The following is a 13,726-nucleotide window of genomic DNA, read 5'->3' as shown; positions in this document are numbered from 1 at the left end:
CATCGCGTCCAGCGCGTTTTCAATCAGGTTGCCCAGCACCGTCACCAGCACCGTGACCTGCTTCTCGTTGGCGTTATCCGGCACCCGGCTCTCTGCGGCGATGTTCAGCCGCGCGCCGCGCGACTTGGCCCGGCTGATTTTGCCCAGCAGGAAGCCCGCCACTACCGGCGATTTGATTTGGTGCTGAATGGCGCCAATATCGCTTTGGTAAGTTTCGGCGGTCTGCAGCACGTAGCGCTCCAGCTGATCGTAACTTTTCATGCTCAGCAGGCCGAGGATCACGTGCAGCTTGTTCATAAACTCGTGCGAGGTGGTGCGCAGGGCGTCCACGTAGTTGACCATGCCGTCGAGGCGCTGCAGCAGCTGGCTGACTTCGGTTTTATCGCGGAAGGTGCTGATGGCGCCGATAGTCGTGCCCTGGCTGCGCACCGGGGCGATGTTACACAGCAGCAGCCGCCCGTTGCAGCCCATCTCCAGATCTTTGAGCGGCCTGCCGCTGGCGAGTACTTCCCGCAGGGCGTCGAGCAGCATCCGCTGGCCCGCGTCCTCGCCCGCGTGGTCTTCCGGCGCGGAGAGCAACATCTTGCGCGCGGCGTGGTTTATTACCGTCATCCGCCCCTTGGCGTCTACGGCAATAACCCCTTCCCGCAGGGACTGGAGCATCGCCTGGCGCTGCTTGAACAGCATGGTTATCTCCCACGGCTCCAGCCCCAGCAGCAGGCGTTTGAGCACCCGCACCAGCGCGGCGATGCCGAGCGCACCGGCCAGCACGCCGAACAGGCCGCTCCACAGCATGCTCCAGCGGCTCTCGCTTACCTGCTCATCAACCTTCGCCAGCGAAATGCCCACCACCACCACGCCAATCTGGCGGTGCTGGTCATCGTAAATCGGGGTGAATACCCGCAGCGCCTGGGCCAGCACGCCGTGATTAACCGAGACATTCTCTTTACCCGCCAGCGCCGGCGTTAAATCGTCGCCGATAAAGCGCTGGCCGATGATCTGTCGGTTGGGATGGGAGTAGCGCACGCCGCGCATGTCGGTGACCACCGCGAACAGCAGATCGTTGCGCTGCCTGACGGCCTCGGTCAACGACTGGATGGGGTTATTGCGGGGCGGCAGGGTAAGGCCGCGCCTGACCTCCGGCGAGTCCGCCAGCGTGCGGGCCACGGCGAGGGCGGTTTCTTTAACGCCGTCGCGGGTGGCGTGGCCAATCTGCACCAGCCACAGGCTCCAGACCAGCAGCAGGACGGCGCCCACCACGCCACAGACCATCAGCGAAACCCGGGTGCCGAGCTTCATGGGCGGCTTTTGCTGCGCCGGGGGAGAGGTAGCGTTGCTCATGCTGAGCCTTATATTGCCGGGAAAGGGCCATTATTACCGAAAGGGCGCGTTTCATAAAGGCGCTGAAAACGAAGAAATCCGGGGACGGCGGGAGAAGCGTGACCCTACTCGCAGGCAGCTGCGCACAATTTACTTATAGTGACGCTAAAACCACAGTGAATGGAGGTGATTATGCGCAGTAATCCTGCCGCTTCGGCTTCGGCGCGCCGCAATGCCGCCACGGCAAATATTGACCGTCTCGCCACCCGCGACATGCTGGAACTGATCAACAATGACGATCGCAAGATCGCCGATGCGGTGGCGGCCTGCCTGCCGGAAATTACCCGCCTCGTGGACGGCGCCACCGCTGTTGTCGGGCGCGGGGGGCGAGTCGTGCTGGCCGGCGCGGGTGCCTCCGGGCGCGCCGCGGTGCTGGCCGCCGGCGAGTTCGCCCCGGACAACAAGCACTCCCTGATGGCGCTGATTGCCGGCGGCGCGCTGTCAATGATGCAAACCATCGACGGTGTAGCGGGGGATTACGACCGGGGCATGAAAGATTTGCAGGCCATCGCCTTTAGCGAAAATGACATGCTGGTAGCCCTGAGCGTCAGCGGCAAAACGCCGTGGCTGTGGGGCGCGATGCGCTACGCCTGGTCCCTGGGATCGACAGTGGCGCTGATCAGCGAACAGGAAAACACCGAAGCGGCGCAGCTGGCGACCATCGCGATTCTGCCTCAGACCGGGCCGGAAGTAGTGGCGGGCTACAACACCCCGAAGGCGCACATGGCGCAAAAGCAGGTATTAAACATGCTCACTACGGCGCTGGCGGTGCGCTGTGGCCGGGTGTACGGCAACATGCGGGTCGATTTAGCCCCCAGCAGCACCCGCTGGCAGGAGCGGCAGATCGCCATCGTGATGGAAGCCGCTGGCTGCGGCCGCGCCGAGGCTAAAACCGCGCTGGGGCAGTGTAACAACCACTGCCGCACGGCGATTCTGATGCTGCTGAGCGGCCTCGACGCGTGGCGCGCCCGCGAGCTGTTAAGTGAAAACGGCGAGAGCCTGCGGATTGCCCTTTCTGAGGCGGGGGATTTGGTCAGCTAAGTTAATATGGCCCTGCCGTCCGGGGCGGCAGGACTGTTTTGGGATTAATGAAACTTGAGTTTTGTACTGCATCAGAATATCGTTAACAAAACACATTTAATTATCGTCCAATAGTTTTGAGTTCTATAGCCAAGATATGTACAGTAACTCTCAGATATTATCAGGACTCCAGGCCGATGAATACTTAGCGACTACGCTTGATAAATCTTTAGCTGGGGTTGCTGATGGTGTTATATAACAAGCTAAGAAAATTAAGTCCGGTGTCGGCAGGGCTATTTATTATACCAGCTGTTTTACTGACAACTATCGGGATGTTTGTGCGAATCAGAAATCTGAGGATATTAGATTTTTGACGTCACTTACACGTCTCGCACGTAATGAAAACGTTATTAACTTTATGATGAAAGTTTATGTCGCGTTACTTTTGCAAAATTATGATGAGCATCACGATTTAACTAAAGTTCAGCGATTAGTTAAAAATCTGACAAAGATGGAGGCGAAGTTTGCTATTGGGTCATTAACTAAGCAGGGGGTGAGTGCAGGAATTACATCATCGGCTGTTTATTCATTCAGCCTAACTACAACTATCGAAAGTAAAATGTTTAAGTACTCTACTTGGGCTGTATCTTTTGCTGATTTATATGGTGTCGTTCAGGACGCTGCTGATGCCGCACAGCGACTGAAACTGCGTGATGGCATTTTTTATAATGCGTTATATCACGAAAAAATTGAGATACTATATTTCTTAATTGAGAAAATTATCGAAAGAAATCCTCCAATATTACGTGCTATCTCGTCAGAGCAAAATGTGGCTGAATCTATTATGCGGATTACATCATGAGCTTCTTTAAGAGATGGTTACGCTGGCAGTTAAGATATTTAGTTAATATCGCCGTTTGCATCATTCTAATTGTTTGTTTTGGCTCGTTAGCTGGAAGCTATTGGCCAGAATACGCGTGGGGTACAACCGCGATTTTTGCACTGGTTGTCATTGTGCTCTCGGCCTGGCGCGGATAGCTTTCGGTCAGTAGCTTAACGCAGAAGAGGTGGTATTTTTATACAACTATATGATTTTTAATTTTATTTTCAATTCTGATATACACTGCGAAAAAATGAGAAATTGCCCGCGTTATTAAGGTTCAGTGCTGACTTACTTTGTACCTCCCTGCTAAAAAACACTGCCGCTCAGCAACGCGCTGCCAAAACCGCAGTCAATGCAAAAAGCCCTTCTTGACGTGATGTTATTCTTTGTGATGTTATCTCATCATTTATTACACAGCGGAGGTCATATGTTTGAAAACAAAACCGTGATTATCACCGGCGCATCGTCCGGTATTGGCGCGCAGACAGCAAAAGACATTATTAAAAATGGCGGTAAGGTTATTGGCGTTGACATTAAAGCGCCTGATTTTGAGGTCGCTGAATTTATCCAGGCCGATCTGTCCGATAAAGCGTCCATCGATCGCGCCATTGCCGCGCTGCCCGAGGGTGCCAGCGCGCTGGGTAACATTGCCGGACTGCCGCCAACCCAGAGCGCCAATAACATCCTCGCTGTCAATCTCGTCGGTCTGAAGTACTTCGCACTGGGAGCCATTGAGAAACTTGCAGAGGGTGCCTCTGTGGTGAATCTCGCTTCATTGTCCGGCTATAACTGGCGCGAGTCGCTGCCGCTTATCAAAAAGGCCGAGTCGCTCACCTTTGACGGGGTTGTTGATTTTATCCGCGACAACAGTATGACGGCGGAGAGTACCTACCCGTTTACTAAAGAAGCGCTGATTGTCTGGACGATGCAGAACCGCTTCCGCTGGCAGGCGCGCGGGATCCGCATGAACGCCGTCAGCCCCGGGCCGGTAAAAACCCCAATTTTGGATGACTTTGTTCAGACGATGGGCAAGCGGGTAAAAGACGATATGTCTATTATTGGCCGGGCGGGCGAAGCGGAAGAAATAGCCTCGGTGGTCACTTTCCTGCTGAGCAGCCGCTCCGCGTGGTTGAAAGGCAGCAATATTTACGTCGATGGCGGCATGTTTGCCAATATTCTAGCCGAACAGTATCAGTTCTGATCCTACGCCGGGCCCGAACGGCCCGGCGCAGCAAACACTATTTCAGACGGGCGGCAATCTCCGCCACGCGCTTGCCGTAGGCTTTTGCGCTCTCTAAATCCCCGGATGGGATTTTATCGGCCCCCGCGTCGGAAGGCGACTGCGCCAGCAGGCCTACCGAGCCGCCGAGGCTGTTAGCTTCCTCGCGGGTTGACGCGAGCTTGTTGGCGGGCAGCTGGCCGAGGCTCACCCAGATCCCGCCGTGCTGCGAGGCAAGGGTCTGCAGCGAGATGAGCGTCACCTGCTTGTCGCCGTTGAGGCTGGCGCTATTGGTAAAGCCGCCGAAAATTTTGTCCTGCCAGCCGCGCACCGCCCAGATGCGTGATGACGCGTCGGCAAACTTCTTAAACTGCCACGGCGCGCCGCCCATGTAGGTGGGGGCGCCAAAGATAATGGCGTCTGACTGCTGCAGCTGCTCCCACTGGGCCTCGGTGATGTCGCCCTGCCCATCGATTTCGACTAGCGCGGCCTGAGCGCCTTCGGCGACGGTTTCGGCGATCAGTCTGGTGTGGCCATATCCGGAAAAGTAAACAACGGTTACTGCTGTCATAGCGCGTATCTCCTGATGTTGTATAACAAAAAGTCTTATAAATATGTAATAACATTACTTTTTGATTTTTTATAGTCCATTCTTAGCCGTGCTTATGTGTTAAGTATGCAGTACGAGTGAATCGAGGTTTCACTTAGGTCGCCATAGCCGATGCCGGCAGCCTGTTATGCGGCGCTCGCCCCGCGTGAAAGAAGGGCATGTCTTGATTAAATATAAATTTTGAAACGCACTTGAACAACAAAAGATAATGCGTATAGTTCTCGTTTTCATTATTCTTTTGCAAGGATTGTCCGATGAAGCTTAAGCTTTCCCTTATTGCCCTCGCGCTGGCCCTCGGCGGCTGCGCCGCCCACGGTACGTCCACCGCGCAGACGCCGCCGCGGGCAGAAAAAACCGCGCCCGCAGCGGAGAACATTGTGAAGCGCGAGCTGGCGCAGGGCCTGTATGAAATGGCACCGGGCGCAAAAGGCGACGCGCTGTACGTTGCCAGCTCGGAAGGCTTTAAGGACGTGCAGGGCGGGGCGGTGTACAAGCTCGATCCGGCAACCCTCAAAACCACAGGCGTGACCTATACCGATTTAAAAGACTTCGCCGCAGCCATTTCTCCGGACGGCAGCACGCTGTACGTCAGCAACACCCTTGACGGCGGCGTCACCGCCATTAATACCGCCGACGGCAAAGTGCGCGGCCGGGCGCTGTTCCCGGAGCGTAATGAAAAGGGTCTGCCCTACGGCGCGCGCCAGCTGCTGGTGCATAACGACAACCTGTACGTTGGCGCGGTGGCCGATCCGGCGCTGATCTGGGTGCTGGATGCCAAAACCCTGAAGCTGAAAACCCGCATTAAAAACACCGGTAAATGGATGACCGGCTTCCACTATTCGGAGGCCACCGGCCGCATTTACGTTGCCAACGGCGGCGGCGAGCTGCTGGTGATTAATCCGCGCACTAACCGCATCGAGCACCGCTGGAAGCCGCTGGGCGATAAGCCCGCGCTGCTGCTCAATATTGCCGAAGACCGCGATACCGGCCGCCTGTTCGTGACCGACAACAGCAAGGCCAAAACTACGCTGGTGCTGGATATTCACAGCGGCAAAGTCATCAAACAGCTCGATGTGGGCGACTCGCTGGGCGTGGTGTTTAACCCTAAACGCCATGAGATCTACATTGCCCAGCGCGAGTCCGGCAAAGTCCTGAGCCTCGACGCCACCTCCTACGCGGTGAAAAAGAGCTGGGATCTGAAGCCGAATCCGAACAGCCTGCTGCTCTCCGCCGACGGCCAGACCCTGTTCGTCACCGTGAAGCAGTCTCTTAATAAAGACCACAGCGCCAGCGGCCTCGACAGCGTCGTGCGCATCGCCCTGAACTGAATTACCGAGTTGTAAACGCTACCGTGGCCCGCCAGCGGGCCATTTTTTCTCCTTTGTCTCGTTAGAATCCATTATGCAAAATACCTCTATCAACGCGTTTGCCTTTCGCAAAACGCTCCTCGCGCTGGCTGCCGGCGCGGTGACTTACTCTGCCAGCGCCGCCGACGGTGTCGCGGGCAAACCAGCAGAAGAGACTCTGGTTGTACAGGCCACGGAAGGCAGCGATTTTAAACCCGGCGGCGACCAGCTGGTCCCGGCGTTTCTCGACGGGCAGATAGCCCACGGCGGCCGCCTCGGCATGCTCGGCGAGCAGAAGGCGATGGACGTGCCGTTCAACGTTATCGGCTTCACCTCAAAACTGATTAAAGACCAGCAGGCGAAAACCATCGCCGACGTGGTGCGTAACGATGCGGGCGTGCAGCCGGTGCAGGGCTTCGGCAACTTCGGCGAGTCCTACCGCATTCGCGGCTTTATTTTTGACGGCGACGACATGACCTTCGGCGGCCTGCCGGGCATCGTGCCGCGCCAGGTGGTGGACACCCAGATGCTGGATCGGGTGGAGATCTTCAAAGGCGCTAACAGCCTGGTGAACGGTGCCTCCAGCTCCGGCGTTGGCGGGCTGATTAACCTGGAGCCGAAGCGGGCGGAAGATACGCCGGTCACCAGCGTCGGTGTGGACTACACCTCTAAATCTCAGGTAGGCGGCACGCTGGACGTGGGCCGCCGCTTTGGCGACAGCGGCCAGTACGGCGCGCGGGTCAACCTGGTGCACCGCGAGGGCGACGGGGTGCTGGACGATGAGCGCAGCCGCACCACCCTTGCCTCCGCGGCGCTGGACTATCGCGGTGATCGCCTGCGCACCTCCCTCGATCTGGGTTACCAGAAGAAAACTTTCCACGGCGGCGAGATGGGCCTCAACACCGGCGGGGTGGATTTTGTGCCGAAAGTGCCGAATAACCGGAAAAACTACGGGCAGAAGTGGGGCTACAGCGACATGGAGAGCGAGTTCGGCATGGCGAAGGCCGAATACGACCTGACCGACAGCTGGACCACCTACGCCGCGTTCGGCGGCCAGCACGCTCACGAAACCGGCACCTACAGCACCCCGAAGCTGCTTAACCGCGACGGCGACGCCACCGTCAGCCGCATGGATACCAACCGCATTACCGACGGCTGGAGCGGCATGGGCGGCATTCGCGGCAACTTCGATACCGGCCCGATAAGCCACAAGGTCAACGTCGGCTACTCGGCGCGGATCCTGAAAGACAAAACCGCGTGGCGGATGGCGACCGTGCTGCCGCATACCAACATCTACGATAATCACAACGTTGATAAGCCGGACAACTCCTTCTTCGGCGGCGACTATCACGATCCGCTCACCACCGGACGCCAGCGCACGCAGGGCTGGCTGCTGAGCGACACCCTGGGCTTGTTTAATGACAAGGTGCTGCTGACCGGCGCGGCGCGCTACCAGACGGTGATTGTGCGCGGCTACAGCAATAAGACCGGGCGCGAGGACAGCAGCTCGCACTTTACCGACAGCCGCTGGATGCCGACCTACGGCCTGGTGTACAAGCCGTGGGAAAGCCTGTCCCTGTACGCTAACCACACCGAAGCGCTGCAGCCCGGCACCCGGGCGCCGCTGAACGACTCGGTGATCAACAAGGGCGAAAGCGTCGGCATCATGCACTCGAAGCAGAACGAGATCGGCGCCAAAGTGGATTACGGCCGCATCGGCGGCTCGCTGGCGCTGTTTGAGATCAAGAAGCCGCTGGCTATTACCGACAGCGCGGGCTACTTCGGCCTCAACGGCGAACAGCGTCACCGCGGCGTGGAGCTGAACGTGTTCGGCGAGCCGGTGCTCGGCCTGCGCCTGAACGGCAGCGCCACCTGGATCGATCCGCAGATGCGCAAAACCGCCGGCGGCGTGAATGACGGCAACACCGCGGTGGGCGTGGCGCGCTTCTACGGGGTGCTCGGGGCGGAGTACGACATCAAGCCGGTCGACGGCCTGACCGCCACCGCCCGGGTCAACCACACCGGTTCCCAGTACGCCGACGCGGCCAACCATAAGAAGCTCAGCGATTACACCACCCTCGACCTCGGGTTGCGCTACCGCACCCGCGTCAACGCTGACGGCAACGAGATGGTATGGCGCGTCGGGCTTGAGAACGTCACCAACAAGAAATACTGGTCCGGATCGAATGACAACTCCGGCTACCTTTACCAGGGCGATCCGCGCACGGTGAAGGTCTCCATGAGCTACGATTTCTGATAACGCCACCCGCGTCCCGGCAGCAGCCTGCCGGGACGACACTTGCGGCGCGTCGGATGAAGTGTTAAAAGGTGCCCCTTCTGTAAAAATACAACAGGGGAACGACGTGAAAAACGCGTCATTAGCATCCAGAACCCAACCTGAGGATGCCGTGTCGGAGTCACAGCCGACGCTTCAGCGCGGTCTGCACAACCGCCATATTCAGCTTATCGCCCTCGGCGGTGCTATCGGCACTGGCTTATTCCTCGGTATCGGCCCCGCAATTCAGATTGCCGGGCCTGCCGTTATTCTCGGCTACGCCATCGCCGGTATCATCGCCTTTCTGATTATGCGCCAGCTCGGCGAAATGGTGGTTGAGGAGCCCGTCTCCGGCTCGTTTGCCCATTTTGCCTATAAGTACTGGGGGCCGTTCGCCGGTTTTCTCTCCGGCTGGAACTACTGGGTGATGTTCGTGCTGGTAGGGATGGCGGAGCTCACCGCCGCCGGGATCTACATGCAGTACTGGCTGCCGGATGTCCCGACCTGGATCTGGGCCGCCGCGTTCTTCATCATTATCAACGCCATCAACCTGGTGAACGTGCGCCTGTACGGGGAAACCGAGTTCTGGTTCGCGCTGATCAAAGTACTGGCGATTATCGGCATGATCGGCTTCGGCCTGTGGCTGCTGTTCAGCGGTCACGGCGGCAAGCAGGTGGGTTTCGACAACCTGTGGAAGCACGGCGGCTTTCAGGCCACCGGCTGGCACGGCCTGATCCTCTCCCTGGCGGTGATCATGTTCTCCTTCGGCGGTCTGGAGCTGGTGGGGATCACCGCCGCGGAAGCGCAGGACCCGCAGAAATCCATTCCCAAAGCGGTTAACCAGGTGGTGTACCGCATCCTGCTGTTCTATATCGGCTCGCTGGTGGTGCTGCTGTCGCTCTATCCGTGGATCAATATCAAGCCGGACAGCAGCCCGTTTGTGATGATTTTCCACGATCTTGACAGCAATATCGTCGCGTCCGCGCTGAACTTCGTCATTCTGGTGGCTTCGCTATCGGTATACAACAGCGGCGTTTACTCCAACAGCCGGATGCTGTTCGGCCTGTCCATCCAGGGCAACGCTCCGACCTTTCTTACCCGCGTCAGCCGCCGCGGCGTGCCGGTCAATTCGCTGCTGCTGTCGGGAGCCGTAACCTCGCTGGTGGTGGTGATTAACTACGTGCTGCCCCAGGACGCCCTCGGCCTGCTGATGGCGCTGGTGGTGGCGACCCTGCTGCTGAACTGGGTGATGATCTGCCTCGCGCACCTGAAATTTCGCGCCGCCCAGCGCCGCAAGGGGCGCGAGCCGAAGTTTCGCGCGCTGTTCTCTCCGGCAAGCAACTACCTGTGTATCGCCTTTATGCTGATGGTTTTTATTCTGATGCTGACCATCGACGGCATGCGCACCTCGGCGATCCTGCTGCCGATGTGGGTGCTGGTGCTGTTTGTGGCCTTTAAGTCGCTGCGCCGCCCCCGCCAGGGCTAACCGCGCGGCATAAAAAAGCCCCTGCGAGACTGTTCTCGCGGGGGCTTTTTCGTTACCGGGCGGAGATACGCCTTACGGCTTAAAGGCGTTTTCCAGCGAGCGGATATCGTTGCCGGTCGGCGTCTGGTGAATGCGCAGGCCGAACTCCTCTACCACCGCGAAGATGTGGTCGAAAATATCCGCCTGAATCGCCTCATACTCCAGCCAGGCCACCGTATTGGTGAAACAGTAAATCTCAATCGGCAGCCCGTTGGCGTCCGGTGCCAGCTGGCGCACCATCAGGGTCATATCTTTGCGGATGCGCGGATGGTTAACCAGGTACTCATTCAGATAGGCGCGGAAGGTGCCGATGTTGGTCAGCTGGCGCTGGTTCAGAATGGAGTCGCCGCTGCCGTTCTCCTGATTCCAGGCGCTGATCTCCTGGCTGCGGCTGTCAAGATAGGGCTTGAGCAGCTTCGCCTGAATCAGCCGCTGCTGCTCCTCGTCGCCGAGGAAGTGGATGCTGGTAGTGTCCACGCTGATGCTGCGCTTGATGCGCCGCCCGCCGGAGGCAGACATCCCGCTCCAGTTTTTGAACGAGTCGGAAACCAGCGACCAGGTGGGGATGGTAGTGATGGTGTTATCCCAGTTCTGTACCTTGACCGTGGTTAGCCCAATATCGGTGACCGCGCCGTCGGCGCCGTATTTCGGCATCTCCAGCCAGTCTCCGAGGCGCAGCATGTCGTTTGCCGACAGCTGGATACCCGCCACCAGCCCGAGGATCGGGTCTTTAAACACCAGCATTAACACCGCGGCCATCGCGCCCAGGCCGCTTATCAGTATCGCCGGCGACTGGCCCAGCAGCAGGGAGATAATCAAAATCCCGACCAGAATGGCGCCGATTAACTTAATCCCCTGCACGATGCCTTTCAGCGGCAGGTGCGCGGCGAACGGGAAGCGGCGCGACAGGTTGAGAATAACGTCCAGCAGCGAGAAAAAGGACAGCAGCGAGTAGAGCATGACCCACAGCTGCGCGCAGGTCAGCAGGATCCCGTGCGCTTCGGTGCCTTTTTCCAGCCACAGCTCGGCCTGAACCTGCACCACGATCCCCTGCAGCAGCAGGGCGAGGCGGTGAAACAGCTTATTCTGGGTGATGATTTGCAGCCACAGGTGGCTGCTGGCGGTAGCGCGTTTTTCAAAGGTTCTTAACACCACGCGGTGCAGAATAATGTGCAGCACGATGGCGGTCAGTGCGATGATGCCAAAGCGGATGATCAGTGACGTGGTGTGGTTCACATCAATGCCCATCGCCTGGATTTTTAGTAATAACTCCTGCATAACGTCTCCTTATATAGCAGCGCGTATGATGACGGCTGTAGAGATAAGATGCAAATACAGGGGGATTTTGTGGCAAAAATCGTTCATTTGCCGGGAATAATGCGTTCTGCGTGCAGATGATGCCGGTAGCATACGGCAAGCGTAACCAGCAGCAGCATCATTGCCATTTCCATCCCCAGCGTGCCTGTCATCGCGGTGATTCCACTACCGCTATCTGCCAGCGCCAGAAAGAGGCTGCCCAGCAGCGCCGGTCCGAGGCCGAGGGTAGCCTGCTGTACGGTGCTCAGAATTGCGCTGCCGGCCCCGGCGTCCCGGGCGTCAATATCGCGCATGCCGATACGGTAATAGCTGTTGACGATCAGCGCCCGGCGCAAAAGTCTCGATCCTCTGCGGCTGGGGCTGCCGAGCAGCGGGCGGCGGCGCACGCCGGGGCTGCGCCGCGAGGAGGTGGCGATGCTCGCCGACGTCGGCGTGACCTGGTATACGTGGCTTGAGCAGGGCAGGGATGTCCATCCCTCCGCCGCGGTGCTGGAGGCGGTCGCCCGCGCGCTCCAGTGCAGTCCGCTGGAAACCCGCCACCTGTTTACGCTGGCCGGGCTGACGCCGCCGGAGTCGCATCCGGCAGTTCAATGCGAAGGGATTAGCAGCGGTACCCGGCGGTTGCTCGACAGCCTGATGCCGCAGCCCGCCAGTATTCAGCGGCCAAATTTCGATATCGTCGCGTGGAATGACAGCTTTTGCCGCCTGATGGGTGTTGATTTCGCGGCGCTCGATGAGGCGGATCGCAACTGTATTTATCTCTATTTAACGCACGACGCCTGGCGCAGCCGCATCGCCAATCAGGACGTGCTACCGACCTTTGTATCCTATTTTCGCGCGGCGATGGCCGGACACCCGGGCGATCCTGAATGGGAAGAGAAGCTGGCGCGTTTTTTTGCCGCGTCTTCAGAATTTGAAGCGCTCTGGCACCAGCGCTACGACGTGCGGGGCGTGGAGAATCAGATTAAAACATTTAATCACCCGCAGCTGGGCCGCTTCAATTTGCAGCAGATGTACTGGTATTCCGCACCGCGCGATGGTGCACGGATGCTGGTGTATTTGCCCACGGATGAGGAAAGCGAACGGGCGCTGGCATGGCTGGATAAGCAGGCGTAATTGAGCCCGGCGCGTCTGGCCGGGCCGCTGCGCTTAGATTTCCGTCAGGGTAACGGAGAGCGGCAGGCGTGATTTAGGCAGGGCGGCGTTGAAATCTTCCTGGCTGTGATGGCCGACCGGAACGATAACCAGGCTGGCGTAGCCTTTCTCTTTCAGACCGAATTCGGCATCCAGCACCGCCGCGTCGAAGCCTTCAATTGGCACCGCGTCCAGGCCCATTGCGCCAACGCCCAGCAGGAAGTTGCCGACGTTGAGGTAGACCTGCTTCTGCATCCACTGATCGTCATCTTTCAGGGTTTTGCGGTGCATATCGGCAAAGAATACCCGGCCTTTGTTGTTGCCGGCTTTCGCTTCCGGCGTGGCGAAGCGCCCATCGGCATCTTCCTGATCCAGTACCTTTTGCAGCCACTCGTCGTCCATCGCGGTTTTCGCGCAGAACACCACCACGTGGGAGGCGTCGAGGATCTTACGCTCGTTGAACACGTAGCCTTCCGCGGTGGATTTAGCGATCCGCGCTTTGCCTGCGTCGGTGCTGGCGACGATAAAGTGCCACGGCTGCGAGTTGGTGCTGGACGGGCTGTATTGCAGCAGGGTTTTCAGGTTTTCAGCCTGTTCAGCGGTCAGTTTTTTAGCAGCATCAAACGCTTTGGTGGAGTAGCGTTTCTTAACAGCAGAGATGATATCCATAATAACTCCTCAATAGAAACAGCGCGTTGTGGCGCATTTAGTGGGAGCAGAGTACAGGTAACGGGGGAAAATGATAAGGGGAAAAATGTGATAACACTTATCCGATTTGTTGCAAAAAGCCTGAGTAAAGGCGCGCGTCGCTAGCGCGGGCTAAGGCGCTGCTGCACGCGCAGGGGCAGGGTATCAATCACCCGATCCCGCGAGTCGTCTATCAGCGATTCCAGCAGTTCGGCGGTGATTTCTCCGCCGCCGTGCACGCTTATCCAGTGCTTTTTATTCATGTGGTATCCCGGCGTAATACTTTGATAGATAGCCTGATGCAGCAGGGCCTGCGCCGGCTCGGCCTTC

General features: G+C 58.3%; 12 protein-coding genes and 1 pseudogene. 7 read left to right on the top strand and 6 right to left on the bottom strand.

Translation table 11 applies throughout. From position 1 onward, the window contains the following. A partial coding sequence (dcuS, locus tag QZ766_RS07590) for a DcuS/MalK family sensor histidine kinase (RefSeq protein ID WP_297199650.1) occupies nucleotides 1–1,341 on the bottom strand: 1,341 nt, incomplete at its 3' end. A 171-nt stretch (nucleotides 1,342–1,512) separates the two neighbouring features. On the opposite strand from dcuS, the gene QZ766_RS07585 reads away from it, so the two are divergent. The 3 genes from QZ766_RS07585 to QZ766_RS07575 all read left to right on the top strand — a co-directional run bounded on the left by QZ766_RS07585 (nucleotide 1,513) and on the right by QZ766_RS07575 (nucleotide 4,484). After that, entirely contained in the window at nucleotides 1,513–2,421 is a 909-nt protein-coding gene (locus tag QZ766_RS07585) for an N-acetylmuramic acid 6-phosphate etherase (protein ID WP_297199648.1), read from the top strand. 349 nt (nucleotides 2,422–2,770) lie between these two features. Then, complete coding sequence (locus QZ766_RS07580) at nucleotides 2,771–3,262, top strand: hypothetical protein (RefSeq protein WP_297199646.1); 492 nt, start codon at nucleotides 2,771–2,773, stop codon at nucleotides 3,260–3,262. A 448-nt stretch (nucleotides 3,263–3,710) separates the two neighbouring features. Continuing rightward, nucleotides 3,711–4,484 (top strand): coniferyl-alcohol dehydrogenase, encoded by a 774-nt coding sequence (locus QZ766_RS07575; RefSeq protein ID WP_297199644.1) that lies wholly within the window; start codon nucleotides 3,711–3,713, stop codon nucleotides 4,482–4,484. Nucleotides 4,485–4,521: 37 nt separating this feature from the next. Here QZ766_RS07575 and QZ766_RS07570 read toward each other — a convergent pair whose 3' ends face one another. Continuing rightward, on the bottom strand, nucleotides 4,522–5,073 hold the full coding sequence (locus QZ766_RS07570) for a flavodoxin family protein (RefSeq protein WP_297199642.1): 552 nt from the start codon (nucleotides 5,071–5,073) through the stop codon (nucleotides 4,522–4,524). 293 nt (nucleotides 5,074–5,366) lie between these two features. Here QZ766_RS07570 and QZ766_RS07565 point away from each other — a divergent pair, with 293 nt between their 5' ends. The 3 genes from QZ766_RS07565 to pheP all read left to right on the top strand — a co-directional run bounded on the left by QZ766_RS07565 (nucleotide 5,367) and on the right by pheP (nucleotide 10,219). Next, entirely contained in the window at nucleotides 5,367–6,440 is a 1,074-nt protein-coding gene (locus QZ766_RS07565; protein ID WP_297199639.1) for a YncE family protein, read from the top strand. 73 nt (nucleotides 6,441–6,513) lie between these two features. Further along, nucleotides 6,514–8,715 (top strand): TonB-dependent siderophore receptor, encoded by a 2,202-nt coding sequence (locus QZ766_RS07560; protein ID WP_297199636.1) that lies wholly within the window; start codon nucleotides 6,514–6,516, stop codon nucleotides 8,713–8,715. A 106-nt stretch (nucleotides 8,716–8,821) separates the two neighbouring features. Further along, nucleotides 8,822–10,219 carry a phenylalanine transporter gene (gene pheP / locus QZ766_RS07555; protein ID WP_297199633.1) on the top strand — a complete coding sequence of 466 codons (1,398 nt, stop codon included), beginning with the start codon at nucleotides 8,822–8,824 and terminating at the stop codon, nucleotides 10,217–10,219. 72 nt (nucleotides 10,220–10,291) lie between these two features. Here pheP and QZ766_RS07550 read toward each other — a convergent pair whose 3' ends face one another. Both QZ766_RS07550 and QZ766_RS07545 read right to left on the bottom strand, forming a co-directional pair. Further along, nucleotides 10,292–11,536 (bottom strand): mechanosensitive ion channel family protein, encoded by a 1,245-nt coding sequence (locus QZ766_RS07550; RefSeq protein ID WP_297199629.1) that lies wholly within the window; start codon nucleotides 11,534–11,536, stop codon nucleotides 10,292–10,294. Between the two features lie 83 nt (nucleotides 11,537–11,619). Continuing rightward, nucleotides 11,620–11,904: pseudogene (locus tag QZ766_RS07545) on the bottom strand (MFS transporter); the annotation flags it as partial. Here QZ766_RS07545 and QZ766_RS07540 point away from each other — a divergent pair. After that, complete coding sequence (locus tag QZ766_RS07540; RefSeq protein WP_297199653.1) at nucleotides 11,885–12,691, top strand: helix-turn-helix transcriptional regulator; 807 nt, start codon at nucleotides 11,885–11,887, stop codon at nucleotides 12,689–12,691. The pseudogene QZ766_RS07545 and the gene QZ766_RS07540 sit on opposite strands and share 20 nt — an antisense overlap. Before the next feature lie 33 nt (nucleotides 12,692–12,724). Here the strand turns inward: QZ766_RS07540 and nfsB are convergent, their stop codons facing one another. Both nfsB and QZ766_RS07530 read right to left on the bottom strand, forming a co-directional pair. Then, on the bottom strand, nucleotides 12,725–13,378 hold the full coding sequence (gene nfsB, locus QZ766_RS07535) for an oxygen-insensitive NAD(P)H nitroreductase (RefSeq protein WP_297199626.1): 654 nt from the start codon (nucleotides 13,376–13,378) through the stop codon (nucleotides 12,725–12,727). A 140-nt stretch (nucleotides 13,379–13,518) separates the two neighbouring features. Continuing rightward, nucleotides 13,519–13,726: MmcQ/YjbR family DNA-binding protein (locus QZ766_RS07530; protein ID WP_297199623.1), on the bottom strand; the 208-nt coding region annotated here is incomplete at its 5' end.

This window comes from uncultured Pluralibacter sp. (assembly GCF_913775985.1).
Lineage (GTDB): Bacteria > Pseudomonadota > Gammaproteobacteria > Enterobacterales > Enterobacteriaceae > Pluralibacter.
Note: the sequence above shows the minus strand (reverse complement) of the source record. Positions and strands in the feature narration are given on the sequence as shown.

Excerpts from the sequence above, each read along its gene's own strand:
- QZ766_RS07550 (WP_297199629.1), bottom strand. The coding sequence starts at position 11,536 with ATGCAGGAGTTATTACTAAAAATCCAGGCGATGGGCATTGATGTGAAC.
- QZ766_RS07565 (WP_297199639.1), top strand. The coding sequence starts at position 5,367 with ATGAAGCTTAAGCTTTCCCTTATTGCCCTCGCGCTGGCCCTCGGCGGC.
- QZ766_RS07570 (WP_297199642.1), bottom strand. The coding sequence starts at position 5,073 with ATGACAGCAGTAACCGTTGTTTACTTTTCCGGATATGGCCACACCAGA.
- QZ766_RS07575 (WP_297199644.1), top strand. The coding sequence starts at position 3,711 with ATGTTTGAAAACAAAACCGTGATTATCACCGGCGCATCGTCCGGTATT.
- nfsB (WP_297199626.1), bottom strand. The coding sequence starts at position 13,378 with ATGGATATCATCTCTGCTGTTAAGAAACGCTACTCCACCAAAGCGTTT.
- QZ766_RS07585 (WP_297199648.1), top strand. The coding sequence starts at position 1,513 with ATGCGCAGTAATCCTGCCGCTTCGGCTTCGGCGCGCCGCAATGCCGCC.
- QZ766_RS07560 (WP_297199636.1), top strand. The coding sequence starts at position 6,514 with ATGCAAAATACCTCTATCAACGCGTTTGCCTTTCGCAAAACGCTCCTC.